Origin of the sequence: Frankia sp. BMG5.23 (assembly GCF_000685765.2) — a bacterium.
Taxonomy (GTDB): domain Bacteria; phylum Actinomycetota; class Actinomycetes; order Frankiales; family Frankiaceae; genus Frankia; species Frankia casuarinae.
Window position 1 is genome coordinate 1 of the sequence record NZ_JDWE01000021.1, and the last position, 25,209, is coordinate 25,209.

Consider the following 25,209-nt stretch of genomic DNA (forward strand, 5'->3'; position numbering starts at 1 on the left):
TGCCGCCCGGGTACGCAAAGACGGCATCCGCCTGTAAGCCCGTGACGGGTAGAGGTCCGCCTGCCCGTCACTGCGGGGAGGACCCCTGCCCCTGCCCCCAACCACCGGGCGGGGTCCTCCCACCCTGAAGACGTGGCCGGCAGGCCTGCGCTTCCCTGCCGGTCACCTGACCGGCCTCAGATCCGGGTTGCGCCCCCTCGCGCCCGGTTCGGGGTCTTCTCGTATACGGCGGGGACGGTAGTGCTCTACCGGTGGTGGGGATGCTTGGGGCTGGCTGGCAACGGCGGCGGAACCTGTCAAGATTTTTGAGGCAAGATTCTTTGTGGACTAGCCTGCGTTCGATCCCTGTTTCGATCTCTGTCGAGGGATGACCTCCGATCGTTCGGGGGCACCGTCGGTGACCGGCTCGGCCTGGTCGTCGGGCTTCGTGTTGATCCCGGCGGGCTTCGGCAGCGGCGGCGGGACCGGCCGCCGGTTCACGAACCGCTCCGGGTGCGCGGCGTAGGCCGCGTCAAGCACCCGGGCCCGCGCGGCGTGCGCCTGCCCGGCCAGGCCGAAGTAGACGGCCGCCGGCGAGAGATAGCCGATCCCGGAGTGCTTGTGCGCGGTGTTGTACCAGGTGAAGAACCCACGGCAGAACCGGCGTGCCTGCTCGATCGAGTCGAAACGGTCAGGGAACTCGGGCCGGTACTTCAACGTCTTGCACTGCGATTCGGAGAACGGGTTGTCGTTCGAGACCCGCGGTCTGGAATGCGACCGGACGATGTCGAGGTCGGCCAGCAGCAGCGCGAGGGTCTTCGACGTCATCGACGAGCCACGGTCGGCGTGCACCGTCAGCCCCGACGTGTCGACGCCGTACTTCTCGCACGTCTGGCTGACCAGCTCCTTCGCGAGTTCCCCGGACTCGTTCGGCGCAAGCAGCCAGCCCACGACATACCGGCTGTAGACGTCGAGAATGACGTACAGGTAGTAGTACTCGTGTTTCGACCTGCCCTTGAGCTTGGTGATGTCCCACGTCCACACCTGGTTCGGTGCGCACACGAGCAGCTCGGGCTTCACGTGCGACGGGTGCGACGCCTGGGCGCGGCGCTCCCCGGTCTGCCCCGCCGCGGCCAGGATCCGGTAGAACGTCCGCCACGACGCCAGGTAGCCCCCCTCGTCGAGCAGAGTCGCCCACACGTGCGCCGGCGAGGCGTCCCGGAACCGCTCCGAGTTCAACACCTCCAGCACCCGTTCCCGCTCCCGCGCGGACAACGCCCGCGGCTGGACCCGCTCCCGGTGCGGCTTCGGGACCGGCCGCGGCGGCACCGAAGCCGGCGGACGATGACGCCGGTAGAACGTCGCCCGCGACCGGCCCGTTAACTCGCAGGCCTTCTTCACCCCGACAACCCCGGCCAACTCCACCGCGCAGGCGTCAGCTATCCGTTCTCCTTCGGCGACGACTCCCGGGAAATCTCGGGAATGCTTTCGGAGAGCGCCTCCAAAAGCGCGTTGGCTTTTCCCATGATGCCCACCACGCGCCGGGACGCCTCAAGCTCCTTGTCCTTCCGGGCCAGCTCCGCCCGCAACTGCTCGATCTCCCTGTCCCGCGGGTCCGCCGCCGGCCGGCCACGCTTCCTAAAGGGAAAACAGGGTGACCGTTGATCGGGACGTACCCACATGGGGCNTGCCGCCTCAGCGCCGTGGCGGGGCTGGGTCGGGTGGTGTGGTGGTCCGCTGCCTCGGGTCACGCGGCCTTGGTGTCGGTGGGCTGGTCGGTTCGTCTGGTGATGACCGCGTCGTAGCCGAGGGCGTCGAGCTGGCTGATCAGGCGTTGGGCGTGGCGGTTGGGGTCGCGGCGTCGGGTGAAGTAGTCGGCGCCGAGGTCGTGGTAGGGCTCGCCNCGGNNGAGCATGTGNNAGGCGGCGACGAGGATCGAGTGCTCGACGGCGACCCTGGCTTTGGCGGGGCCGCGGCGGGCTTTGATCCGGTGATATTGGGCGTTGAGGTAGCTGTTCTTGGTGCGGCTGGCGGCGCGGGCGGCGTCGTGCAGGTAGATCCGCAGCCATTTCGACCCTTTGCGGGTCCGGCCGCCTTTGGACTTGCCGGCGGACTCGTGCTGGCCGGGGCAGCGGCCCGCCCAGGAGGCGAGCCGTTCGGCGGAGCCGAAGACGGTCATGTCGACGCCGATCTCGGCGATCAGGCATTCGGCCATGCGGCGGTCGACCCCGGGGATCGTGTCCAGCAGGGCGACCTCATCCGCGAAAGGGGCGATCACCCGGTCGATCTCGGTCGAGAGCCGGTCGATGGCCTCGTCCAGGTAGTCCAGCTTGGACAGGATCTCCCCGATGATGATCGCGTGATGGCCGGTGAAGAACGCGGTCAGCGCCTCTTGCAGCGCCGGGATCTTCTTACGGAGCTGGCCCTTGGCGAGCTCGGCGAGCACGACCGGGTCGGTGGTCCCCGCGACCAGCGCGTCGAGGATCGCCCGCCCGGACTTCCCGAGCACATCCGACGCGACCGACGACAGCTTGATCCCCGCGTCCTGGAGGACCTTGTCGAGGCGCTGCGCCTCCCGGGTCCGCTCGTCGATCTGCGCGCGGCGATACCGGGTCAGGTCACGTAGTTCCCGGATCGGCTGGGGCGGCACGAACGACGGGCGGACCAGGCCGTACTCGACCAGCTCCGCGATCCACGCCGCGTCCGCCGCATCCGTCTTACGGCCCGGCACGTTGCGCAGATGCCGGGCATTGAGCAGCCAGCACTCGGCGACCGCGTCCTCCAGAATGTGGAACGGCGCCTTCCAGAAAACGCCGGTCGACTCCATCCCGACCCGGGTCACGCCCAGCCCCGTCAGCCAGTCCCGCAACGCCAACAGCTCACGCGTCGTCGTCCCGAACGTGTGCAACTCGACCCGGCCAGGCCCACCCGGATCGGAGATCCGCGCACAGGCGACGATCTCGTCCTTGTGCACGTCCAGACCGGCGCNCCGCGCCACCTGCCGCTCCACCAGACCCCCTCATACATCGAGACAGACCAGGCGGCCGACCGGGGGGATCAGATGATCAAAGAGTCTAAAGGTCGCGCTCGAAGCAGCAGTCCCACGTGCCTGAAGATCCCCACGTCACACTAGAAGACGGGCTCCACCTACGGCACCAAGGCAGCCCGACGTCGACCGGCCGACCACCAGCGATTTTCCATCGCCCCACGTGGCCGGCCAGTAGCCGCGTGAGGTCGATGCGGTGACGCTCGATCGCATCAGCGCCATCCCGGTGGTACTTCGATAGCCGCAGATAGAGCCAGATCGGCCGCGTCCCTGACCGAACCTCGACGCCGTAGGACCGAAAGGGCGGATAGACCACGGCCCGTGTGCGTCGGCCTGGGCGACGCAGGAACGGGTGTTCTTCGCCTGTTTCGGGGTTGATGGCGATGCCTTCGACCGTTCCGTCACTTAGTTCGCGTTCCATAGGGTGTACTTTAGTTTGCACGACTCAGCGCTTAATAATGTACTTTGGCAGGCTATAGTGGGCCATGCCCTGCTACGCGGCACGCAGGTAGCCACGATCGTTGTCGAGTATCGCGACCGGTTCGGCCGGTTCGGCGTCGAGTATGTCGACGCCGACCTTGCCGCGTCCGGCCGCCGGCTGCTGGTCGTCGACCCCGCCGGGGTGGATGAGGACCCCGCCGGGGTGGATGACGATCTGGTCGGGGACGTGACCGAGATCCTGACGTCGCTGTGCTTCCGGCTGTATGGTCGGGAGGCCGCCGCGGACCGGGTCCGGCGCGCGGTCGCAGCCGCCGTCGAGGAAGCCCGTGAGGGTCCTCCAGGCGTATCGGGTTCGCTCTTGACCCGGAACGACGCCCAGCTCGCCGACCTGCGCCGGTATGCCAGCGCAGGTCGGTTCGTTTACAAACGGAACCTATAGCTCGACGAAGCCGGACACGCAGGTGATCGTGTCGCCGCCGATCCAGACCGTGCCGTCCGCATCAGCGGAGATGTGCACCCGTCCGGTCCGGTGGAGCAGTGTTCCCTGGCTCACCGTGTAGGGTGCGCTCGCTCGCCCGGTCCGGAGCAGCCATTGGGCGACGGACGCGTTGAGGCTTCCGGTTACCGGATCCTCCCTCGTCGTGCCGTTCACGGGGAAGAAGGCCCGAACTTCGAACGTCTCGGTCGACTCGGGCGGATACGGGCCGAGCACGCCGAGATGCAGGTCGACGATGCCCGGTTGCAACGCGAGGACCGCCTCGGCGCTGTCGAGTAGAACAGCAATCCATCCCGGCCCGTTATCCGCCCACTCGGCGGCCACGATGTCATCGCGGGCGATGCCCAGCGCCGTGCCGATGCGCTGGACGAGGGCCTCCTTAACCGGCCCCGAGCGTCGCAGCGGGGGTGCGGCGAACGCGAGTCCGTCCGCGGTCCGCCGGACGGGAACGAGCCCGGCACCACACTCCTGAACGACCACATCGCCCCGTTCGGCCGGAGGCCGGGTGGTCAGCCAGGCGTGGCAGGTACCCAGCGTGGGATGCCCTGCGAAGGCCAGCTCGGCACCGGGTGTGAAGATCCGGACCCGGTAGTCGGCGTCCGATGAGGTGGGCGGCAGGATGAAGGTAGTCTCCGAGAGGTTCGTCCACCGGGCGAACCGCTGCATCTCCTCCGGGTCGAGTCCCGATCCGTCGAGCACGACGGCTACCGGATTGCCCTGATACGGGGATCTTGAGAAGACATCGATCTGTTGGAAGGGACGCGGCATCGGCCCAGTGTCCCGCGGGCCGCCGGCTGACCGCGCGGATGCAGGTGAGGAATTCCTGGATTCCGATCGCCAGGCGGCTGGAGGCGATGGAGCGTCACCAGGAGCGGGCCGGCGCGGGAACGCATCCGGGTGCATATCAGCATGAAGGCATGAGTTCCTCCGCCGACACCCATGGCCGACCCCGTCACGCCGAAGCGGGTGGCCGCCCGCATCCGCGTATTTCCAACGAGCGGATCGCCTTCGCCCGGATGCGCACCTCGCAGGACCGCGGGGCGGATCTGATCACCTCCTTCGCGGGATCGCTGCCCTTCGTCTACCTGCATGCGGTCTGGTTCGGCGGCTGGATCCTGTTGAACGAGGGCGTGTTCGGCGAGGGCGCCGTCTTCGACCGCTACCCGTTCGGCCTCCTGACGATGATCGTCAGCTTGGAGGCGATCTTCCTATCGACGTTCGTGATGGTCAGCCAGAACCGTGAGGCCGCCCGGCAGAACCTCCGTGCCGAACTCGACTTCGAGACCAACCTGCGGTCCGAGGTGTGGTCGGTCCACATCGGGCGGGCGCTCGGGCTTGACCCCGACGAGGTGGAACGGGACGTCCAGGAGCTCGTCGCGCACGCCCGCGCGGAGATCCGTAACGGCCAGGCCCAGCCGATGGGTCCGGGAGTGATGGATCCGGGAGTGTCGTGACGCCTCAGGTTCATCGTCGGCGACGACGCGAATCCGGTGCCTGGTGCCCGGCGCCGGGCGTGTGGGGCCGGGTCAACCGAGCGCGACGATTCAGTCGAGCGTGACGACGAGGCCGCGCAGCTCGTAGGCCGCGATCTCGTCCCGGAGGGTGACCTGGGGTGGGCTGGCCATGTGCAGGCCGTCGAGCATGAACAGCTTGTGCAGGAAGATGTCGGTTTCGTGGATGGCGACGTGTGCGCCGGGGCATTTGTGGGGGCCGTCGCCGAAGCTCAGCCCCGCCGGACTCACGCCGTCGCCGATCGGGCGGGCGGGGCGGACTGTGTACGGGTCGGCGCCGATGGCCTGCGTGTCGATGTTGGTGCTGCTCACCGCGATGTCGATCTGGGCGCCGGCTGGGATCGTTAGCGGGCCGTGCGGGCCCGGTAGCTGGATGTCGGCCGTCGTGCGCCGTTTGAGAGTGGAGATGACCGGTTCCAAGCGCAGGAACTCGTGCAGGATCGCGATCCGTTCGGTCTGGTCAGCGTCGTGGTAGCGGGCGCGCAGTGTGTCGTCGGTGAACAGGTGCCAGGCGGCGACGTTGATGAACTCCCGGGTGGTGATCATTCCTGCGGGTGCGAAGGTGACGCACTCGGCGAAGATTTCGGCATTGGTGCAGCCTTGGTCGATCATGTGTGAGATGAGGTCATCCGTGCGTCGCCGACGGCGGGCGCGTACCGCGGGGCGCACGTCGGCGAGGTAGAAGGCGAGGGCGTGGCGGTTCTGCCGGATGAACTGCCTGATGCCGCGGATGCTGGTGACATTCGGCGGTCCGAGGTCTCCCTGGGCGAACCGTTCCAGGCGGGCGGCCATGCCGGGGCGGCTGTTGGTGAGGCCGATCACCGCGGCGGCGACCTCGACGGCGAGGGCGAAGCTGAGCTCGGACAGGTCGACGCTCCGCTCGCGGCGCAACCGGTCGATCTGCTCGTCGGCGACGCGGTGCATCAGCTCGCGGTAGTGCTCGTCGACCCTGCGTAGAGTGAAGAATCGTGCGGTCAGCCGGCGGCGTTCCCGGTGCTCGGGGCCGTCGCTGTGCAGCACCGGTCGGCGGATCCGCTTGGGAATCGCCTTAGATGCGTCGATACCGAGGCCGGCCTGCTTGGTTTCCAAGCTGCGCAGCACCGCCTGCCCGGCGGCGTACCCGCTGATCCGCCATACGCCGTCGGCGCCCTGTACGACCGGGCATCCGCCGTTCGGGTCTTCGCGGTCGATCTTGCGTGCCGACGTCCCGACGTCGGTCACCACGGGATCCGCCATGGATTCTCCTTCCCAGGGCACTCCGGAAACCGGCCGGGGCGCGGCTTCAGGGCCGTCATGACTGACCGGTGCGGCGATGGAGTGCTGCTGATGCCTATCGAATCGTTGGTGGATGCGAGGGAAAGCCGCCGCCGCCGCCCCTGCGGCTGGCTTGTTCGGGTAACGGCTCGAGGCGGAGTCGGGTGGCATCGGAGGAAGCCGTCGGCCGGACGCCTGAAACCTCTTGCAACCACTTGTGAGCCGGCAATGATGCCCCCTGCGCGGGGAATCCGTGACGGTCCCGGCCATGACGGCCCGCCGGGTTCGGCGGCATTCCTCAACGGTTCTGGCCGCTTTTCACGCTCCGCTTTTCACGCTCCGCGTCCGGGTCCGGGTCCCGTCCGACTTTACCGGAAGGATTGGGAGGGCCGGCTCATTCGTGCCCTCATTCGTGCCCTCCGGGGCGCAGCAGCGGGCCGTGATCTGACTACCCAATTGTGTCAGTTGGTGGGCGGGGCGTTCACGCCGAGCGTGGTCACGGCGCTTTTTCGGAAGCTCGCCGTCATGGTCTACGGCAGACCCGGCAAGGCGATCGCGACGGGAATCACGTGTCGCGCCCTTCCGTGCCGCGTGAAGGATTTCACGCCGACCGGGACGCCCTCCGTGTCCCTCCGTGTCCCGCCGTGTCCCGCCGTACTTCCCGCCGGATGCCACCTCGGTGGTGCGGGTGACGCTCTTCCCGGCCATGGCCGTGCCGGGTTCCCGCTTCACAGCCACCCGCCCACCAGGGTGGGTCTTACGGTCGGCTCCACGGGCGTTTATCGTCTCCGACGTACTGGCGGCGACGAGGTGACGCAGGTTGACCGCGGCGTTGGCGTCGCGGTCGGCCACCAGCCCGCAGGACGGGCAGGTGAAGATGCGGTCCGGCAGGGTCAGGTTTGGGTTTCGCCCGCCACAGCCGGAACAGGTCTTGCTCGAGGGGTACCAGCGGTCCGCGACCACCAGGGTCGATCCGTACCAGAGGGTTTTGTAGGCGAGCTGGCGGCGGACCTCGGCCATGCCGGTATCGGACACGGCACGGGCGAGGCGGCGGTTACGGACCATTCCGGCCACGGGCAGGTCTTCCACCACGATCGTTTCGTGGGACGTCGCGAGCCGGGTGGTGAGCTTGTGCGGCCCGTCGCGGCGCAGCTTCCGCAGCGACCGGGCCAGCGGCTTCGGGTTCGCCACGGTCTCACCGGTCGACAGGACGGCGAGGTGGCGCACCCCGAGGTCGACACCGACCGTCACGGCGGCACGCTGCCGCCGTGACGGGCCGGTGGGAACCTCCCGCTCGACCTCGACGGTGAACGATACGAACCAGCGGCAGGCCGTGCGCGACACCGTGGCGCCTAGGAGGCGGGCCCGACCATTCGCCAGCCGCCCGGTCAGCGCGCCCATCGGCTCGCGGACCTTCACCCGGCCGATCCGGGGCAGCTTCACATGCCGGTCGTCGGCCGGCACGCTGGTTGTTGTTCGGGTCGAGCGCGAACCGGTACGCCCGCAACGCCTTCACGCCGGTCGTCCTTCGTCCACCTGAACACGGTGCCCGTCGGGTTGGCCCGAACGGAGAAGTAGCACGTGATCAACCCGCCGAGGCCGGTCCTGAATGAGGGCTCCGCGTAGGTCTCCTCGTAAGTGTCCTACCAGGGGAAGGCCAACCGGCGGGGTGCCCTGTCGAGGACGCTGGGTGCCCGGTCGAGGACAACACGGCCGGCGAACGTGATGACCGCCAACACTCACGAGCGTTCACGAGGTCAGGTCCCAGATTCGCCGGCCGAAGGCCAGTCGAAGGATCGTGGTCACCGCAGGAGCGGGTGCGGTGGGAGGCCGGCGCACGGTTTACACGGTCTGCGTAGTTCGTGCGGTCAGCGCGGGGTGAGAGGACCGCCGCTACCGCCGCCGGCCTGCCGTGGCCGTCTCGCTGGCCGTCTCGCTGGCCGTCTCGACCGTGTATAACCAGCCAACCGCTGGACCGTTTTCCGGTCAACGAGAACGATCAGATCACCGCCGTACCGGACCGGGAGATGGCCACCCTCGCCATGGCCACCCTCGCCGTCACCCTCCGCGGGTTCACCTCCGTGATCTCGGGTGTCAGATCCGGTGTTCGGTGAGTACCTCGGCGGTGAGTTCCTGGGCTTTCTGGGCGCGGTCGGGTTGCGCGAGGTGGACGGCCACGAACAGGGCGTCGAGGACCGTCGCGTGGATGATGCGGCTGCTCATGGCCTCGACTCGATAGTTTGTTTCGCTGCTGCCGGCGACGAGGGCTACGTCGGCCAGCCTCGTCAGGGGGGATCGGAAGAAGCTGGTGAGGGCTATGGTCGTGGCCCCTGCCGCGCGCGCCGCGGCGGCGCCGGCCAGGGTTTCGCGGGTCTGCCCGGTGTGGCTGATGGCCAGGCAGGCGGAGGCGGGAGGCAGCAGGCGCGCGGCCACGTGTTGGACGTGGGCGTCGGCGGGGGCTTCGGCGAGCAGGCCGAGAGTGCGGAAGCGGTAGGCGGCGTCCTGGGCGAGCGGGGCGGACGTCCCCGCGCCGATGAGCAGGACCCGGTCAGCGCATTGCAGGGCGTCGACCGCGCGGGTGAATGCCGCGCGGTCGACGGTGCGGGTGGTCTCGGACAGGGCCGACTCGGTGCTGTGGAGGATCTTTTCCAGGATGGTGGCAGGGGAGTCGGCGTGGGTGACGGCCTCGTGGAGGCCGCGTTCGGGAGGAATCGCTTCGCCGGCGAGACGAATTTTGAGGTCGGCGAAGCCCTTGAGGCCGAGATCCTGACAGAACCGGACCACGGTCGCGACGGAGGTGCCGGTCCGGTCGGCGAGATCGGTGACGGTGAGGTGAACGATCTCCCTCGGGTCGTCGAGGATCAGCTGGCCGATCTTGCGACCGCTGGGAGTGAGAGTCGGCAGGCAGGCGCGTAGGTGCGCGATGGTGCCGCCCGGCCCGGGGGTGGGTTGGGCGGGCTCGTCGATCGTCTCGACGGCCGTCGGTCCGGTCATGGTCTCTCCCAACGTCGTCACCATCCTCGCGCTTTTCGGCTTCCAGCTTGCCGGTGGTGCGCTGTCATCTGCCGCATGGGCCGGATGAAGATCTGTTCCTTTGGTAGAAATCATACTGTATGAAAATTCTATCCATCTAATGCATTCCGTTAAGAGGATGTTTCCTTCTGTCTCCGTCTCTCAGCCCTGCCCCCGCTGAGCCCGTTGACCGTCTGCCGTAAGCGAGGAGAGATATGAAGCTGAGCACCGACCGCATCGTGACCGCCCACGTCGGCAGCCTGCCGTGCCCAGGATGCTGGCCGAAGAGGTGCTCCAGCGGGAGCATCACGACCCGACCCCGGAGCGGGCACAGCGGCTGCCGGGAACCATCCGCCAGGCGGCCGCCGAGGCGGTGCGCCGCCATGCCGAGGTCGGCATCGACGTCGGCAACGATGGCGAGATGATCAAGATCGTCTATGCCACCTACGTCAAGGAGCGGCTGAGTGCCTGAGCGCCTGAGTGGCTTCGACGCGACCGCCGGGGCCAGGCCCATCCCGCCGAAGGCACCCGATCATGACCAGCGTCCCGCCGCCAACCGGGCCGTTCCCCGCACCCGACGCGTACTGCGACTCACCCGCTGAGCATCGACCGCATCGCGGCCGAGTTCGGGGGACGGCCACCGTGGCGGACGGGTCCCTGCTGCCGTGTCGGTCGTACAGTTCCGATCCGGAACTGTACTCGGGAGAACAGCACCTGACCGGGCACAACCCGGGCCGTCGCCAACTCCAGGGTCTGGCGAGTACTGCACACCGACCACCGGCGTCCGCTCCCGACCCGTCGGACGGAATTCTCCGTGATCTGGGCGCTCTATTTCTATTCCCCGAGTTCTGCGTAGCCCTCCTTATCACCCTCCTGGTTCTGGCGGTGCCGGGTGGACCCGGCCCAGGCCGACCTCGTTTACCGCACCCACCATTCCGGCGCGCTGGCGGCCATCGTCCTGCACACCACATCCGCGTACCTGGCCCGTTCGGAGAGCCCGACATAATCGTATCGCCGTCCTCACCTGTCCTGGTGAGGACAGGTGAGTCGGAAGATACCGGCCGAACAACTTTCGCCGGCGCCTCCTGGTGGGTACGAAAAAATCCTCTGCACACACGGCACGGACGGACCGTCCGCGCCCGGTTCCCGCCGCCGTGTTAGCCCGGACGGGGTACCTGGTGAGATCGTGCGGGGTAGCACGAGGACGTCGCAGAGTACTGTCGCCAGGGCGATTCAACGTACACGTACGCCGATAAATTACGCAGGGAAGGGGCGTCCCGCCATGCGCTCGCGAAAAATGTATTTTGCCGCCGTCGGTGCTGCCGGCGCCCTGGCCGCCGCCGTGGCCGGTCCAGCCGGTGCCGCGTTCCCCGACGGGGTGCCCGGTTCCAGTCAGGTCACGCTCCCGGGCGGCTTCGCCCTGCGGCCAGATCTCGACGTGAGTATCGACAACGTCGTCGTCAACCCGACCCCGCCTCATATCGTCGCGCAGATCAACCCGTTGTTCCGCGCCTACTCGATCGGGGCGGCCGACATCAACCGGATCCAGAGCCACCTGCGGTCGCTCGACCTGCGATCGGCAGGCGGGCACGGCATGGTCTCGTGGACGCTGAAGAACGTCACCGATCATCCGGTCGCCTTCGGCTGGTTCTCGAAGGAGGGGCGGGGCGGCAACGGGGTGCTGGCGGCGGGTGCCTCGCGCACCTTGGACACGCATTCCTCCCTCGTCGTGGCCCGCGTGTTCGACCAGTCGTGGAACCCCTCACCCCAGCTGCCGACGATCGGTGTGTCGACCCACGGTCGGCCGGTGCCGGCCAGCGGACAGGGCCCGTCGACCGCGGCCACCACTACCGGCCTTACCGGCACCGGTCCTACCGGCACCGGTCCTACCGGCACCGGCCCCGTCGCCCCGGGAGCCGGTATCGTGCCGGGCACGCGGGGCGAGGCGCCCTCGTACCCGCAGGCCTCTGGTGGCGGACAGGCCTCTGGTGGCGGACAGGCCTCTGGTGGCGGACAGGCCTCTGCTGGCGGACAGACTCCCGGTACTGGGGAGTCGACCGGTGGCGGACAGATCCCCGGTACCGCGAAGGCTCCCGGAACGGGAGAAGCCCCGGCCCAGGAGACGGGCTCGACATCACCCGTAACCAGCGGCACGACACCACAGGGCTCGCCCGGGCAGCAGGGCGGCACCGGCACCAGTACCGGCACGACGGTACCGGCGACGCCGATCACGACGAACACCGTCCCCTTCACGGGATGACCGGCTCTATGGGATGACAGAGGTGACGGACGCGGGCACCCGGCGGCCTCGACCACCCGCCGGCTTGTCGGCGCCGCGCGCGTCGGCCGCGCTGATGGTCGCCGTGTGCGGGCTGCTGTTCCCGGCCGCCTGCGCGGTCGGTGGTGAGGGCATCGGCGCCGGCTCTTCGGCCACCGGTATGTCTTCGGCCATCCCCAGGTCTTCGGTAACCGCCAGGTCTTCTCGCGGCGCGGCGGCCGAGCCGGAGGCGGTGAACACGATTCTGACCGCGACCGTCGCCGGCGTGGACGTCTACCCAACGCCCATGTCCACCTGGCCCGCGTCGCGGCTGAGTAACCCGAATGAGGCGGGCGCGCCACGGGTCTTTCTCGTCACGGCGAGACTGCCCGGATGGTGGCAGGTCCTGCTGCCGATATGGCCCAACGGCAGCCGCGGATGGATCAGGGACGACCAGGTCCGCGCCAGCACCACCGCCTATCACCTGCAGGTCGTCCGCGGAGCCCACCAGTTGCGGCTGTATCGCGGGAACACGCTCATATCCCTGTTCGTGGTGGCGGTCGGAACCACGGACACGCCGACCCCCGGGGGGCGGTACTACCTGACCGAACTGCTGCGGCCGCGGAATCCGACCGGACCCTACGGGCCCTTCGCCTTCGGCCTCTCGGGCTTCTCCACCTCACTGGCCTCCTTCGAAGGCCATGCTCCGATTATCGGTCTGCATGGCACCGACCAGCCCCACACGCTGGGGCGTGACGTCAGCCACGGCTGCATCCGCCTGAGTAACAGCGACATCACCTGGTTGGCGGGCATGCTGCCCCTGGGCACGCCGGTCGACATCGTCGCCTGACCGGTCCCATCTCGACCTCGTCGGGGTCTGTCGCGGATGCGACAGACCCCGATGCCGATCTTGAATTACTCAAGGCTGAACCGGCAGCCCGGCAGCCCGGCAGCCCGGCAGCGGCTGGCCGCGGGGCAGAGCCGGTTCTGCGGGGTCGGCTGGGTGGATGCCGGCGCAGGAGCGCGAAGCCGAGGGTGGCGATCCATACTCCACCAGAGTGTGGAGCCGAGGAAGCCCGCCGATTCCCATGCGGGGACCCCGGGGATCGCGGTGGTCAGGATGTCGCCCTGGTTGAGCAGGTAGATGGCGCTTGCGACCAGGCCCAGCATGCCCACAGCGGCGGGAAGCAGACGGCGGCGGAGGATGATCACGGAGATCGTCGTCGACCAGGCGATGGCGAGCGTCTGGCCGAGGTGCTCGCCAAGCAGGGCGCCGCCGAGCTGGTGTTGTGCGAGCCAGGCGGCGTCGACGGCTGCTCGGGTCGTCGTGTCGCCGGCCATGTACTGCCGTGCCAGCGGCGGCACGACGAAAACCCAGCGCAGGAATCCGGCGAGCGCGAGCACGATCGCGGCGGAGCCGACCCAGGTCGCGGCGCGCAGGACGGGATCGTCCCGGCGACCGAGGGCCGTGGGCAGCAGCAGCGTCGGCGGTAGTAGCAGAGCGTAGGTCCAGCCGGTCGCGAACCAGGTCCAGACCAGGCCGGTGCCGCCTCGATGGAAGGACGGAAGGACGACTCGGTGGCCCGATGGACGGCCCCAACGCGCTCGCGCTCAACGAGCGGCTGCTCGCGGCGCTGGCCGACGGCGGGGTGCCGGCGGCGAACGCGGCCCGGTCCGCATATCTGCTGATCGTGTATGTGCTGGGCGCCATCGCGTTGGAGGCCGCCGAGCCGCACGAGCCGGGAACCACCGAGGCGGAGCGGATCGCCGCCCGCCGTGACGCGTTCGCTGCCGTGCCCGTCGAGCATTACCCACGCACCGCCAGCCAGATTGACGTGCTGGCCGCCTACGTCACCACCGAGCAGTTCAGCTGGGGCCTCGACCGTGTCCTTGACGGCATCGAACGCCTCATTGACCCCTGAGCGCGGGCAGTTCGTCGGCGCGGAGTCAAGGCTGTGGGATATTTTCAGTGGCGCTTCTCGCGCGTCCGCATCGAAAATCTTGTCGGGATTTCAGCGGTACCTCCTGGCCGGGCGGTGAACGGCCAATGAATCGGTCGGAATGGCGTCGGAATGGCGTCGGAATGAAGGTGGATAAAGCCGCTGTTCGGTGCTGCTCGATCGCCATCTCGAATGAATCGATAGCGCTGTGTAATAAGTGTTGACGACCTTCGTGGCGTGGGCCACAGTACCGGTTGAAAGTGGTGCTCGGCAGGTTGACCTGCTCGTGGCGACGAGAGGAAGCCGTTTCGAATTCCAGTAGTCTGGGCCAGGTCGGCTTTCCACATAGCCTCGCCGTGGGGCCAGACCTCCGGTCGGAAAAGTCGACCCAACGTTACGAGAGGCTCGATATGCACAACCCGGAAGGGCGCGGCACCTCGCCAGGTCCGGTGGCGCCGACGAGCGCGCGCCGCCTCGGGTCGGGAGCCGTGCGGTCGGGCGGAGACGTGGAAAGGATTCCGCTGTCGGCGGTGCAGCACGCAATGCTGTTGCACAGTGGCAGCGCTCCCGGCGAGGGATTCTACGTTCTGCAGAAGTTGTTCACGTTGCGGGAGCAGCTGAATCTGGCGGTGTTCGAGCAGGCACTGCGGGACCTGTTCGACTGGCATCCGATGCTGCGGACCAGGCTTCTGCTGGACCATCCGGACGGTCCGAGCCAGGTGGTCAGCAGTGATGTCGATGTGTCCTTGCCCGCGCGGGACTGGAGGCAGTTGGACAGCGCAACTCGGCAACAGAGCCTGCGCGAATACCTCGACGATGACAAGCGCCGGTCCTTCGATTTCGCGGCCGGGCCCCCGATGCGGTTCGCGGTCTTCCGCATGGATAATCATGAATACGAGTTCGTCTGGACGACCCATCATGCACTGATGGACGGGCGCTCCCTTTTCATGGTGAGCGCGGAACTCTTCGAACGGTACGATCACCTGCTCGTCGGGCGCCGGGCCGAGCGTCCCCGTCCGCGCCCGTACCGGGACTACGTCGCCTGGCTGGCCGAGCAGGACCTTGTCGCAGCGGAGTCGTTCTGGCGTGCCGATCTGGCTGGTGTTACGGAGCCCACGCCATTCGTCGTCGACGTGGTCCGCGTCCCCGACCCCGGTGAGAACGTCCTGACGGCCGTGGAGACCGAGCTTTCGGAAGAGATGACCAGGGCACTGGAACTCCTGGTCCGTGAGCAACAGGTAACCGCTAATAACGTCGTGCAGGCGGCGTGGACGGTCCTCCTGCAACAGCTCAGTGGCCGCCATGACGTAGTATTCGGTACAACCCGGGCATGTCGCGGATTCCTGGACGGCGCCCAGGACATGCTTGGTCTCTTTCTCAATACGCTGCCATTCCGCGTCGTCGCCCCGAGCACGATGACCGTGATCGAGCTGCTGAAGCGGCTGCGACGGCATCAGCTGGCGCTGCGAGAGTTTGAGCACACCTCGCCGACCCGTATCCACACCTGGAGTGATATTCCGGCCTCGCTCCCGATGTTCGAGAGTCTGCTCATCTTTGAGAACTACCTGCCTGCTACCCGGCTGCGGTCGCTGGGGGGTTCCTGGCGGCACCGGGAATTCCGTCTGGAGGAGCAGACGAATTACCCGCTCACTCTCTATGCGAACCACGACCACCGCCTCATCCTCAGGATCGGTTATGACCGCCGCCGTTTCACCGACAAGACGGTAGAACGGATGGGATCCCAGGTTCGGCGGTTGTTGGAGGCGATGGTTGCCGCCCCGGAGGTCCCCCTCGGTGCGCTTCCGAAACTTGCCCCGGAGGAGCTGGCCGGCCGGCGGACGAAGGGACTGGCCGGGCCGGTCGGACCGGTTGAGCCGGTTGAGCCGGGGGAGCCGGGGGAGCCGGGGGAGCCGGCTGGAGTTGTCGAGCACGAGACCGACTGGGTACGGCGCCTGATGTCCGTCGAGCCGCTCGACCTCCCGCGCCGTAATCCGGTCGCGGATCCGCCGCACCGGTACCGGGATATCCGATTCCCCGTCCCCGCTGATCTCGCCGGCGTGGAGGAGAAGATGGCCGCACGGGATGGTGACGGCCGGGGGCGCGATAGGTCCGAATGGTTGCTCACGGTGCTGCTGGCCTTCCTGGTTCGATTCAGCGGTGCGGACGGTCCGGACGTCGACCTGTCGTGGGAAGCCGAATCCGACGCCTCGGGCGGGGATGGCATACCGCTTGCCCGCCATCGGCCGTTCCGGGTGCCCTCGCTCAACGAGAGCCGGGGTTTCCTGGAGTTCCGCCGTGAGGTGGCCAGGCAGCTCCGCCTGTTCAGCGGGCGTAGCGGCCACCCCCGCGACCTAGGGGTTCGTCACGCGGAGCTACGTGCGTGCGCGCCATGGGCCGAGCGCGGCATGCCGGTCGCCGTCGAGCTGGTTGACAATCTCGATGTCGCTGCCGAGCCGCGGTCCGCGACCGTGCTGTTCGCGCAGATCCCGCGAGACGGTGAGGGATGCCGCTGGCTCATCGCCGAGAACGTCCTGCAAACTGGTGCGGCCGACACGATGCGCTCCATGTTCGTCGCGTTCCTCGAGGCCCTCACGGGCTCCGCGACGGCCGATCTGACCCAGCTCCCGCTATTGTCGCCCGAGGACACGCAACGTGTGCTTGTCACCTGGAACGACACGGACGCCGACTACCCGCGCGACCTGTGCGCGCATCAGTTGTTCATACGGCAGGCACGTAGCCGTCCCGAGGCACCCGCCGTCGTCTGCTCTGATCGCAGTCTCTCGTACGGCGAACTTGATCGACGGTCGACGCGCCTCGCCGCGTTCCTCGGTCGCCACGGCATCGGTCCCGGCAGCCTTGTCGGCATCTACCTCGAGCGGTCGGAAGAAATTGTTGTCGCTGTACTCGGCGTGATGAAATCCGGAGCGGCCTTTGTGCCGTTGGATCCGGTGTATCCACCCGACCGCATCACTCAGATGCTCACCAGTTCGGGGTCGACACTGCTGCTCACCCGGACGAGTTTGGAGCCCGATGTCCGGGACTGCCCGGCGACCGTCGTCACGCTCGATCAGTACTGGGATGTGATCGCGACAGCCGGGGGCGGTCCGGGCGAGGAACATGACGAGGAATCTGACGAGGAAAAATATGACCGAGGGTCACCGGAGGGTCGTGCTTATGTAATCTACACGTCGGGGTCGACCGGCCGGCCCAAGGGGGTGGATGTCGGCCACCGGGCCCTGACGAACCTTCTGTGCTCGATGGCGCGGACTCCAGGATTTACCGAGTACGACCGCCTGCTGGCGGTGACCACGGTCTGCTTTGACATCGCCTACCTCGAGCTTCTCCTGCCGCTGGTGACAGGCGGGCAGGTCGAGGTGGTACCCGCCGATGTCGCCAGTGACGGGTTCGAACTGCGGAGACGGATCGAGCGGAGCCGCCCGACGGTCATGCAGGCGACCCCGGCGACCTGGCGGATGCTGATCGCCGCGGCCTGGGAGGGTGACCGTGGCCTGACGGCCCTGTGCGGAGGCGAACAGCTGCCTCGCGACCTCGCTGACGGCCTTCTCGCGCGGGTTGCGAAGGTGTGGAACCTCTACGGCCCGACCGAGACGACGATCTGGTCCTCGGTCGACCGCGTGGAGCCGGGTCGGCAGGTTACGATCGGGCGACCGATCGCCAATACCCGGTTTTACGTCCTCGACAGATGGCTTCAGCCGGTGCCGCCCGGGGTACCCGGCGAGCTGTACATCGGTGGGGACGGGGTGGCCGCGGGCTATCTCGGCGAGCCGGAGCTCACCCGGGAAAGGTTCGTCCGAGACCCGTTCGGACCGGACGAGTCCGCCGTCATGTACCGGACCGGGGACATCGTGCGCCACTTGCCCGACGGCCGGATTGACTACCTCCACAGGGTCGACAACCAGGTCAAGCTGCACGGATATCGCATCGAACCCGGTGAGATCGAAGAAGCTCTGCGCCGGCATGACGGCATCGCTGAGGCGGTGGTCTGCCCACGCGACATCGCCCCCGGTAACCGCCAGCTGGTGGCCTACCTCGTCTCGGCCGAATCCGGCCTCGGCGCGCGGCCGGAGGAACTCCGGCGGTACCTACGTACCCGACTACCTCCCTACATGATCCCGGCTGCGTTCGTGACCGTGACACGTCTGCCGCTGACAGCCAACGGCAAGATCGATCGTCGGTCCCTACCGGGGCCGCCTGAGGTTCTCCCGCCCGCAGGCGGAGAGCGGGTCCTGCCCCGTAGCGAGCTCGAGGCGGCAGTCGCCAGCATCTGGCGGGGTGTCCTGGGGGTGCCGGAGGTCGGAATCGACGAGAACTTCTTCGACGCCGGCGGTAACTCGTTGCTGCTCATGCAGGTTCTGATCCGGCTTCAGGCGGAGCTGTCCGAGTCGCTTACGCGGGTCGACATGTTCGCCTATCCGACTGTCCGGGGACTGGCGGCATACTTGTCCACCGCTGCGCCACGCCGGTCCGGTGACGCCGGATCCGGCGCGCCACACCCTCCCGGACGAGCTGGGGCACCCGAAGAATCCGGGGGGCGTTCCCGGTCAGCACTCGCGGGCCTCAGGCGCAGACGTGGTGGTCTCAGCTCCCGCCAGCCACCCGGCGCATGAGGCACCCGGCGCATGAGGCGGGCCCGTCGGCGACGCGTTCGAAAACTCGGCTGGGAAGGTGAGGAATGGTCCGCTGCAAGATCTGTTCACTGAACGCTGGTCATCCGGGAATATCACTTGACAATGATGGCGTGTGCAACCTGTGTAGCCTCGACGTCGCGGTCGAGATGTTCGAGAACTTCACCTACGTGTCCAGAACCTACGAGGAGTTCGCGAACAGCGGGCCGAACGAGCGTGGTCCCTACGACTGCCTGCTGATGTACAGCGGTGGCAAGGACAGCACGTACATGCTGGACAAGTTCGTGAACGAGTACCATAAAAGAGTCGTCTCCTACACCTTCGAAATTCCCTTCGAGAGCAGCCATGCCGCAGCGAACATGCGGCTTGCCCAGGAGAGGATCCCGGCCACCTTCGTCACCGACCGGTCCGACAAGATAAAGGACATGATGAGGGAGGTGTTCAACCGACCGGTCCCGGAGCGGCCGGGTAAGTACCTGGACGAGAAACTTCCCTGTGTCTCGTGCCGGTCATTCTTTGTCATCCGGGCAATCCTGCACGCGTGGCGGAACAACATCCCCTACATCATCCTGTGCGCGGACCCGCAACAGACGCTCACGATGGAGTCGAACGTCCGGAAGATCGTTAAGAACTTCTACCAGATCTTCGGCCGGGACCGGACCGGCGAGTTCTTCTCGGGCGGGCTGGAGGAACTACTGTTCGCCGACGAGCGTGAGCTGCCGAAGATTGTCTTTCCCTTCGTCGCCCTACGCGACGAATACGACCCCGACCGGATCGTCGCGGAGCTGAAGGCGAAAGGAATTTACGAATCCTCGCCATTCGAGACCCACTGCACGCTTTTTCCGCTACTCAACTACTACTCGTTCAGGAATTGGGGCTGTATGTTCTACAAGCTGAACGCGTCGAGTTATGTGCGGGCGGTCAACCGAAACAAGGACTACGACCGGTCCACCTACAGTGTCAAGTTCCCCCGATCGGTCGATGTGGCCGAGGTCGAGGACCGACTCAGGGCGATCGTGTTCGAGATCGCGGCAGGGGAGGGGGACCCCGGCGCGCACGAGGAGGCCCTCGTCGAGGTGTTCAAGCAGCTTGATGCCGGCGAGGACGCCGCCCGGTATGTCGCCCGTAGTTTCCTCGACCTGCGTACCGTGGCCGCGGACATGGGCATCCGACTCGACTGAGAGTCTGCGCTGAAGGGGGAGACGATGGAACGACCAGACGACGTCCGGGATTCCGACATCGCTATTATCGGGATGGCGTGCCGTTTTCCCGGGGCCGATACCGTCGAGGAATTCTGGCAGAATCTGTGTGACGGGCGTGAGACCACCACCTTCTTCACCGAGGCCGAACTGCTGGCAGCCGGCGTCGGCCCCGCACTCGTGGCGGACCCGCGCTATGTGCGGGCCGGGCAGATACTGGCCGACATCGAGATGTTCGACGCCGAGGTCTTCGGGATCACGAGCGAGGAGGCGGAGCTCCTGGACCCACAGCAACGGCACTTCCTCGAATGCGCGCTCACGGCGCTTGAGAACGCCGGTTACAACCCGGACACCTGCCCCGGACCGATCGGTATCTATGCCGGCGCCGGGCTGAACACCTACCTTCTACGCAACCTCTCCGGCCGTTTCCGCCACGGGTCGACGCTGGAACGTTACCGGCTGATGATAGGCAACGACAAGGACTTCCTGGCGACGCGCGTGGCCTACAAGCTGAACCTGCGGGGCCCGGCGGTGAACGTGAACACCGCCTGCTCCACTTCGCTGGTGGCCGTCAATCTGGCCTGCCTGAGCCTGCTGGGCGGAGAGTGCGATCTTGCGTTGGCCGGAGCGGCCCATATCAAGGTGCCACAGGCCGAGGGCTACCTTTTCCAGGAGGGAATGATCCTGTCGCCGGACGGCCGGTGCCGGGCTTTCGACGCCCGAGCGCAGGGCACGATCCTCGGCAGCGGTGTCGGCATCGTGGTCCTGAAGCGGTTGGCCGACGCGCTCGCCGACGGCGACTGGATTCACGCGGTCATCAAGGGAAGCGCGGTCAACAACGACGGCGGCGCGAAGACCGGCTACACGGCTCCCAGCGTGCAGGGCCAGGCCGCCGTGATCGCCGAGGCTCAGGCTCTTGCCGGTTGCGCCGCCGAGACGATCACCTATGTCGAGGCCCACGGTACCGGCACCCCGCTCGGGGACCCGGTCGAGCTCGCCGCCCTGACCGACGTGTTCCTGCGGCAGGACGTGTTCCTGCGGCAGACAGGGGCAGGCGCCCGGTGCGCCATCGGTTCGGTCAAGACCAACATCGGCCACCTGGACGCGGCCTCCGGGATCGCCGGACTGATCAAAACCTCGCTGATGCTGCGACACCGGCGGATCGTGCCGAGCCTGCACTTCGAAAAACCCAATCCCGACATCGACTTCGACGCCAATCCCTTCCGCGTCGCCACGGAGTCCCAGGAGTGGCCGGCATCGGGCACAGCCCCGCGACGTGCCGGCGTGAGCTCGTTCGGCATTGGCGGCACGAACGCCCATGTGATTCTTGAGGAGCCGCCGCCCCGCGAACGCGAGCCCGGGGTGCCGCCTTCGGACGGCTGGCAGTTGCTGATGATCTCTGCCGGCTCGGTCGCGGCGCTCGAGGAGGCAACGGAGAATCTGGCGCGTCATCTGCGCGTGCACCGCGAGACGCTCGACCTCGCCGACGTGGCGTACACGCTCGCGGTGGGACGCCGGGCACGTGCGTACCGACGGGCGCTGGTGTGCCGGGACGTCCACGACGCCGCACTGACGCTCGCGCTCGGGGAGCCCGACCGCGTGTCCACCGGGCAGGTTGCCGACGGCGAGGCCGACGTAGTCTTCGTTTTCGCGCACCGTCTTATGGAGAACGGCGACGACACCCCTCTCGCCGGCCTGTACCGCGACGCCGCCGTATACCGCGACGTCGCTGTGTTCCGCGACGCGGTCGACCGGTGCGCGGTGGCCCTCAAGACTCTCGGGGTGAGGCCGCGGACACCCGACCCGGCGTCGTTGTTGCGTGCGCGGCATGGCGACGCCGTCGCCGCCTTCGTCGGGCAGTACGCTCTCGCCGAGCTCTGGACGGCATGTGGTGTGCGTCCGAGCGCGCTGGTGGGGTTCGGCTCGGGCGATCTGGTCGCCGCCTGCCTCGCCGGGATCTTCCCCCTCGAGTCCGCGCTCGGGCTGGCCTGGGCGCAGGCGCACGGCGAGCCGGCCGGCAACCTCACGCCAGCGGCCCCCCGGTACCCCGTGTGGTCCGCGGCAGTCAACGGTTGGCTGGACGTGGGTGCGCCGGTGCCGTCGGCGGGCTGGGTCGGGCCGCGTGACGAGACTCCCGACGCCGAGGAACGTCTCGCCCTCCTGCTCGACGGTCGGCGCGAGACATCATCCGGGCGGAAGGTTGTGCCATTGGAGATGGACCCGCGCGGCACCCGTCCCGACGCTGGCACCCGTCCCGACGACGACGCCCGACACGTGTGGCTGGCGACCGCGGGGCGCCTGTGGACAAGCGGCGTCAGCCTCGACTGGTCGGCGTTGCATGCTGGCCAGGGACATCGGCGCGTGCCCCTGCCGACCTACCCGTTCCAGCGCAGGCGCTACTGGGTCGAGGCGGACGAGCACGCGTTTCCGGCGACTGCCGGAGGAACCGATGCCGGCCCCGCGCCGGCGGAGGGGACGCTGCGCGACCGAGTGGAGACGGCACGGGACGCCGAGAGACCCGCACTTGTCATCGATTTCATCCAACATCAGGTCGCGGAAATGCTCGGACTGGACGATGCGGCACAGGTGGACCCGGATCAGAACCTCTTCACGCTGGGGCTGGACTCGCTGAATCTGATCGAGATCGCGGCACGGCTGGGTGCCGAGCTGGAGCAGGACGTCCGGGCCTCGGTCTTCACCGATCATCCGACTATCCGCGCCTACGTGGAAAAGCTGGCGGCATCGCAGGACCTGCCCGGCACCGGCCCAGGCACCCTGACGGGGTAGCCGGCGGTCCGTGGCGCGGATGCCTCCGGGACAGGCCGCCGGTGTCGTTCGACGTGTCGTGTCTCGGCATCCCGAGAGCCAACCCGCACCCGCAAGGGTGGCTCATCTGCTGGGTGGGAAGGTCGATGGTAACGGCTTGGGCGGGGCGACGATAGCCGGCTACGGGCGAGGCGGCCCTGGTGGAGGTTGCCGCGCATCCGGTGGACGCCGTTCTGCTCGACCTGATGTTGCCGGGCATGGATGGTTTGGAGGTGTGCCGTCGCCTGCGTACCTCAGGGGACCTGCCGGGCCTGGTGAGCCGCGGGCGCTGACCGTCGGCCCCCTGGAGATCCGTTGCGCGGAGGGGGTGGTCCTTCGGGACGGCCGCGACGCGCGCCTCACCTGCGGGTCAGCCGGGCAGCTGACGGGCATCTCCTGGCCATGCTGTCCGCGCGGCAACAAGGCATGTGGCGGTCCCGCGCGCGCCGGCTGTGGACCAGCTTCTGGACGATTCCGGCCCTGTGTACCGCCTTGGCGGTTGGTCTTGCCGTTTCGGTTCCCTGGCTGGATGAGCGGGGGCTGTCCGCCGCGCTGCCGTTCCTGTTCAGCGGCGGGCCGGACGGTGCACGATCCGTGTTGTCCGCGGTCGCCTCCTCCATGATCTCGTTTACCGCGCTGGTGTTCTCGATCACGATCGTGACGCTGCAGCTGACCAGTGGCCAGTTCTCGCCTCGGGTGCTGCGGACCTTCCTTCAGGATCGCCTCACCCAACTGGCACTGGGTGTCTTCGTTGCGACTTTCGTCTATGCGCTGGCGGTCCTGCGCTCGGTCCGCGGCGCGGACACGGCCCGGTCGTTTGTGCCGCGGACGGCTGTCACTCTGTCGGTTCTGCTGGTACTCATCAGCGTTGTGCTCTTCATCGCTTATATCCACCACGTGACCAATGCGGTCCGGGTGTCGCAGATCTTGGCCTCGATCGGCACGCAGACCCGCCGATGCATCGCTCGCCGCTTCGATGGCGTCGGCTCCGTATCCTCGGTACCTCTGCCGACGGGCGCGCGCAGCCCAAGATATAAGATCATAAGCGCCCCGCGGAACGGTATTATCGCCGTGGTGCGAGACCGACCGGTGGTTCGGGCTGCCTCGCAGGCTAATTGTCTGGTTGTGCTCGTGCCAAAGATCGGTGATTTCGTTGCTGCCGGGATGCCGCTGTTCACCGTGCACGATGGCCCCGCCGACGGCCTCCGCGGAGACCTCGACCGGCAGGCCGTGATTGACGCGGTGGATATCGAGATCGAGCGGAGCATGGAGCAGGACATTGCGTTCGGCTTCCGGCAGCTGGCCGATATCGCGGAACGCGCCCTGTCACCAGCCATGAACGACCATACGACCGCGGTGGCGGCGGTCGATCAGGTGCATGATCTGCTACGCCGGCTTGTCACGCGGCACCTGACGCCCCGGGCCCATACTGACCGGGACGGCCAGCCGCGGCTCGTGGTGCCGGAACCCGATCTCGAGGACTACCTGCGGATCGGCGTGGACGACATTAGCCGGTGGGCGCAGGACTCCCCACGGGTGCTCTCCCGGCTGCGCCTCATGCTGCGCGACGTGTACGAGCAGGCTCGGCCTGAGCACCGGGCGCGCATCGCTTGCCGCGTCACCCGCTTGGAGCGCCGCCTCGCCGCCAGGAAAGGCTGACCGGGACGGCTAGATGTCCCGTTGCATCCCCTCCCGTGACTGCCCAGACGTCACCTTCTCACCGCCGGTGAACGTCGCCGATGGGTGTGCTGATGGATGAGGTGTGCGATCGGGGATGCTTGGCGGTTGCCGCGGTCAGTGGTGGCGGTCCTCGTACTGCGCGGCTGTGGTGACGTCTCGGGGATAGGTGCGTAGCGCCCGGAGACCGACGAGGCCGGCGGCCACCATGGGAGCCATCATGATCAGGAAGGTGAGTTGCAGGCCCCGGCGGGGCGGGGGCGCGAGCTCGTCCGGAGGGGCCGGGATACAGCCAGCCGCGGGAACGGCGCCGAATGCCCGCGACCGATGCCTTCTTCCTCGAGGTGGAAGGCCCCCGCAGCCCGCAGCAGGTCGGGGGCGTCGCGGTTCTGAGACTCCTCCCCGGCAGCTCCTCGCCCACGCTCGCCGACATCCGCGCCCATGTCGCTCGGCGCCTGGCGGATATTCCCCCGATGTTGCGACGAGTCGTGTCGCCGGGGCCGTTGTCCGGCTACAGATGGGAACTGGCCCGGAGTATCGACCTGTCCTGGCATGTCCGCGAGGTGACCCGGCAGCCCGGAGCCGTGCGGCCGGATTCGCTGTCCGCCTCGCCCGCGCCCGCGCGATGGGCGGCCGTGACCACCGGCATGGTGCGGCTCGGGCTGGACGGAGCCGCGCCCCCCTTCCCCTGGTCTGGGCGATCGGGACCGGCTCGCCGGGTGCGGATGGTGCGGCTGCGACTGCCCGAGGTTCGGGCAGTCGCGCGGGCCGCGAACGCCCGCGTGACCGACGTCCTGCTCGCCATGGTGGCACAGGCTGGCCCAGCTGCTGGCCGAGCAGGGCCAGCCGTGCGGTGCGGCGGTCCGTGCCATCACGCCGATCTCTCTGCGCACGACAGGCACCGCCATCGGCGACGACCTGGGTAACGCGACCACGGCGGTGCAGC

17 protein-coding genes and 3 pseudogenes are annotated in these 25,209 nt (G+C 67.8%); 13 read left to right on the plus strand and 7 right to left on the minus strand.

Going from position 1 to position 25,209, the window contains the following annotated elements:
- Positions 1–327: 327 nt before the first annotated feature.
- Both BMG523DRAFT_RS11640 and BMG523DRAFT_RS11645 read right to left on the minus strand, forming a co-directional pair.
- Entirely contained in the window at positions 328–1,404 is a 1,077-nt protein-coding gene (locus tag BMG523DRAFT_RS11640) for an IS3 family transposase (protein ID WP_235463097.1), read from the minus strand.
- A gap of 322 nt (positions 1,405–1,726) precedes the next feature.
- Positions 1,727–2,989, minus strand: coding sequence for an IS110 family transposase (locus tag BMG523DRAFT_RS11645; RefSeq protein ID WP_043591167.1), 1,263 nt, complete (start codon positions 2,987–2,989; stop codon positions 1,727–1,729).
- Between the two features lie 553 nt (positions 2,990–3,542).
- On the opposite strand from BMG523DRAFT_RS11645, the pseudogene BMG523DRAFT_RS11650 reads away from it, so the two are divergent.
- Positions 3,543–3,779, plus strand: a pseudogene (locus BMG523DRAFT_RS11650) (IS607 family transposase); the annotation flags it as partial.
- 120 nt (positions 3,780–3,899) lie between these two features.
- Here the strand turns inward: BMG523DRAFT_RS11650 and BMG523DRAFT_RS11655 are convergent.
- Complete coding sequence (locus BMG523DRAFT_RS11655; RefSeq protein WP_023841251.1) at positions 3,900–4,730, minus strand: PhzF family phenazine biosynthesis protein; 831 nt, start codon at positions 4,728–4,730, stop codon at positions 3,900–3,902.
- Between the two features lie 149 nt (positions 4,731–4,879).
- On the opposite strand from BMG523DRAFT_RS11655, the gene BMG523DRAFT_RS11660 reads away from it, so the two are divergent.
- Positions 4,880–5,416 carry a DUF1003 domain-containing protein gene (locus BMG523DRAFT_RS11660; protein ID WP_011436397.1) on the plus strand — a complete coding sequence of 179 codons (537 nt, stop codon included), beginning with the start codon at positions 4,880–4,882 and terminating at the stop codon, positions 5,414–5,416.
- 90 nt (positions 5,417–5,506) lie between these two features.
- Here BMG523DRAFT_RS11660 and BMG523DRAFT_RS11665 read toward each other — a convergent pair whose 3' ends face one another.
- The 3 genes and pseudogenes from BMG523DRAFT_RS11665 to BMG523DRAFT_RS11675 form a co-directional block, all read right to left on the minus strand.
- The gene (locus BMG523DRAFT_RS11665) at positions 5,507–6,709 is read right to left on the minus strand and encodes a cytochrome P450 (RefSeq protein ID WP_011436398.1); all 1,203 of its coding nucleotides are present in this window, start codon (positions 6,707–6,709) and stop codon (positions 5,507–5,509) included.
- 711 nt (positions 6,710–7,420) lie between these two features.
- Positions 7,421–8,188, minus strand: a pseudogene (locus BMG523DRAFT_RS11670) (RNA-guided endonuclease TnpB family protein); the annotation flags it as partial.
- A 633-nt stretch (positions 8,189–8,821) separates the two neighbouring features.
- Entirely contained in the window at positions 8,822–9,721 is a 900-nt protein-coding gene (locus BMG523DRAFT_RS11675) for a MurR/RpiR family transcriptional regulator (protein WP_011436401.1), read from the minus strand.
- Positions 9,722–10,004: 283 nt separating this feature from the next.
- On the opposite strand from BMG523DRAFT_RS11675, the gene BMG523DRAFT_RS11680 reads away from it, so the two are divergent.
- The 4 genes from BMG523DRAFT_RS11680 (at position 10,005) to BMG523DRAFT_RS11690 (ending at position 12,846) form a co-directional block, all read left to right on the plus strand.
- A complete protein-coding gene (locus tag BMG523DRAFT_RS11680) occupies positions 10,005–10,211 on the plus strand; it encodes a hypothetical protein (protein ID WP_131728914.1) in 207 nt (68 codons plus the stop codon).
- The gene (locus BMG523DRAFT_RS25285) at positions 10,204–10,341 is read left to right on the plus strand and encodes a hypothetical protein (protein WP_157493373.1); all 138 of its coding nucleotides are present in this window, start codon (positions 10,204–10,206) and stop codon (positions 10,339–10,341) included. The genes BMG523DRAFT_RS11680 and BMG523DRAFT_RS25285 overlap by 8 nt, the downstream gene beginning before the upstream one ends.
- 680 nt (positions 10,342–11,021) lie before the next feature.
- Positions 11,022–11,999 carry a hypothetical protein gene (locus BMG523DRAFT_RS25290; protein WP_157902485.1) on the plus strand — a complete coding sequence of 326 codons (978 nt, stop codon included), beginning with the start codon at positions 11,022–11,024 and terminating at the stop codon, positions 11,997–11,999.
- A gap of 22 nt (positions 12,000–12,021) precedes the next feature.
- Positions 12,022–12,846 (plus strand): L,D-transpeptidase, encoded by an 825-nt coding sequence (locus BMG523DRAFT_RS11690; RefSeq protein ID WP_235463098.1) that lies wholly within the window; start codon positions 12,022–12,024, stop codon positions 12,844–12,846.
- 65 nt (positions 12,847–12,911) lie between these two features.
- Here the strand turns inward: BMG523DRAFT_RS11690 and BMG523DRAFT_RS11695 are convergent, their stop codons facing one another.
- The gene (locus BMG523DRAFT_RS11695) at positions 12,912–13,535 is read right to left on the minus strand and encodes a DUF4386 domain-containing protein (protein ID WP_198031000.1); all 624 of its coding nucleotides are present in this window, start codon (positions 13,533–13,535) and stop codon (positions 12,912–12,914) included.
- A 47-nt stretch (positions 13,536–13,582) separates the two neighbouring features.
- Between BMG523DRAFT_RS11695 and BMG523DRAFT_RS11700 the strand changes: the two genes are divergently transcribed.
- From BMG523DRAFT_RS11700 to BMG523DRAFT_RS11725, 7 genes and pseudogenes are all read left to right on the plus strand, one after another.
- A complete protein-coding gene (locus tag BMG523DRAFT_RS11700; protein ID WP_023841243.1) occupies positions 13,583–13,918 on the plus strand; it encodes a TetR/AcrR family transcriptional regulator C-terminal domain-containing protein in 336 nt (111 codons plus the stop codon).
- Positions 13,919–14,346: 428 nt separating this feature from the next.
- On the plus strand, positions 14,347–18,564 hold the full coding sequence (locus BMG523DRAFT_RS11705) for a non-ribosomal peptide synthetase (RefSeq protein ID WP_083494810.1): 4,218 nt from the start codon (positions 14,347–14,349) through the stop codon (positions 18,562–18,564).
- Between the two features lie 131 nt (positions 18,565–18,695).
- Positions 18,696–19,763, plus strand: a complete 1,068-nt coding sequence (locus BMG523DRAFT_RS11710; protein WP_198030999.1) for an OzmP — start codon at positions 18,696–18,698, stop codon at positions 19,761–19,763.
- A gap of 24 nt (positions 19,764–19,787) precedes the next feature.
- The gene (locus BMG523DRAFT_RS27100; RefSeq protein ID WP_023841241.1) at positions 19,788–22,568 is read left to right on the plus strand and encodes a type I polyketide synthase; all 2,781 of its coding nucleotides are present in this window, start codon (positions 19,788–19,790) and stop codon (positions 22,566–22,568) included.
- 158 nt (positions 22,569–22,726) lie between these two features.
- Positions 22,727–22,855 (plus strand): annotated as a pseudogene (locus tag BMG523DRAFT_RS23040) (response regulator); the annotation flags it as partial.
- Between the two features lie 133 nt (positions 22,856–22,988).
- Positions 22,989–24,245, plus strand: a complete 1,257-nt coding sequence (locus BMG523DRAFT_RS11720) for a DUF2254 domain-containing protein (protein ID WP_235463099.1) — start codon at positions 22,989–22,991, stop codon at positions 24,243–24,245.
- 332 nt (positions 24,246–24,577) lie between these two features.
- On the plus strand, positions 24,578–25,189 hold the full coding sequence (locus tag BMG523DRAFT_RS11725) for a wax ester/triacylglycerol synthase domain-containing protein (RefSeq protein ID WP_035732345.1): 612 nt from the start codon (positions 24,578–24,580) through the stop codon (positions 25,187–25,189).
- The last annotated feature ends 20 nt before the right edge of the window (positions 25,190–25,209 follow it).

Bases quoted from the DNA above. Each gene is read 5' to 3' on its own strand.
- BMG523DRAFT_RS11660 (WP_011436397.1), top strand. From the start codon at position 4,880: ATGAGTTCCTCCGCCGACACCCATGGCCGACCCCGTCACGCCGAAGCG.
- BMG523DRAFT_RS11675 (WP_011436401.1), bottom strand. From the start codon at position 9,721: ATGACCGGACCGACGGCCGTCGAGACGATCGACGAGCCCGCCCAACCC.
- BMG523DRAFT_RS25290 (WP_157902485.1), top strand. From the start codon at position 11,022: ATGCGCTCGCGAAAAATGTATTTTGCCGCCGTCGGTGCTGCCGGCGCC.
- BMG523DRAFT_RS11705 (WP_083494810.1), top strand. From the start codon at position 14,347: ATGCACAACCCGGAAGGGCGCGGCACCTCGCCAGGTCCGGTGGCGCCG.
- BMG523DRAFT_RS11720 (WP_235463099.1), top strand. From the start codon at position 22,989: ATGCTGTCCGCGCGGCAACAAGGCATGTGGCGGTCCCGCGCGCGCCGG.
- BMG523DRAFT_RS27100 (WP_023841241.1), top strand. From the start codon at position 19,788: ATGGAACGACCAGACGACGTCCGGGATTCCGACATCGCTATTATCGGG.
- BMG523DRAFT_RS11725 (WP_035732345.1), top strand. From the start codon at position 24,578: ATGCCCGCGACCGATGCCTTCTTCCTCGAGGTGGAAGGCCCCCGCAGC.
- BMG523DRAFT_RS11655 (WP_023841251.1), bottom strand. From the start codon at position 4,730: ATGCCGCGTCCCTTCCAACAGATCGATGTCTTCTCAAGATCCCCGTAT.
- BMG523DRAFT_RS11665 (WP_011436398.1), bottom strand. From the start codon at position 6,709: ATGGCGGATCCCGTGGTGACCGACGTCGGGACGTCGGCACGCAAGATC.
- BMG523DRAFT_RS11700 (WP_023841243.1), top strand. From the start codon at position 13,583: ATGGACGGCCCCAACGCGCTCGCGCTCAACGAGCGGCTGCTCGCGGCG.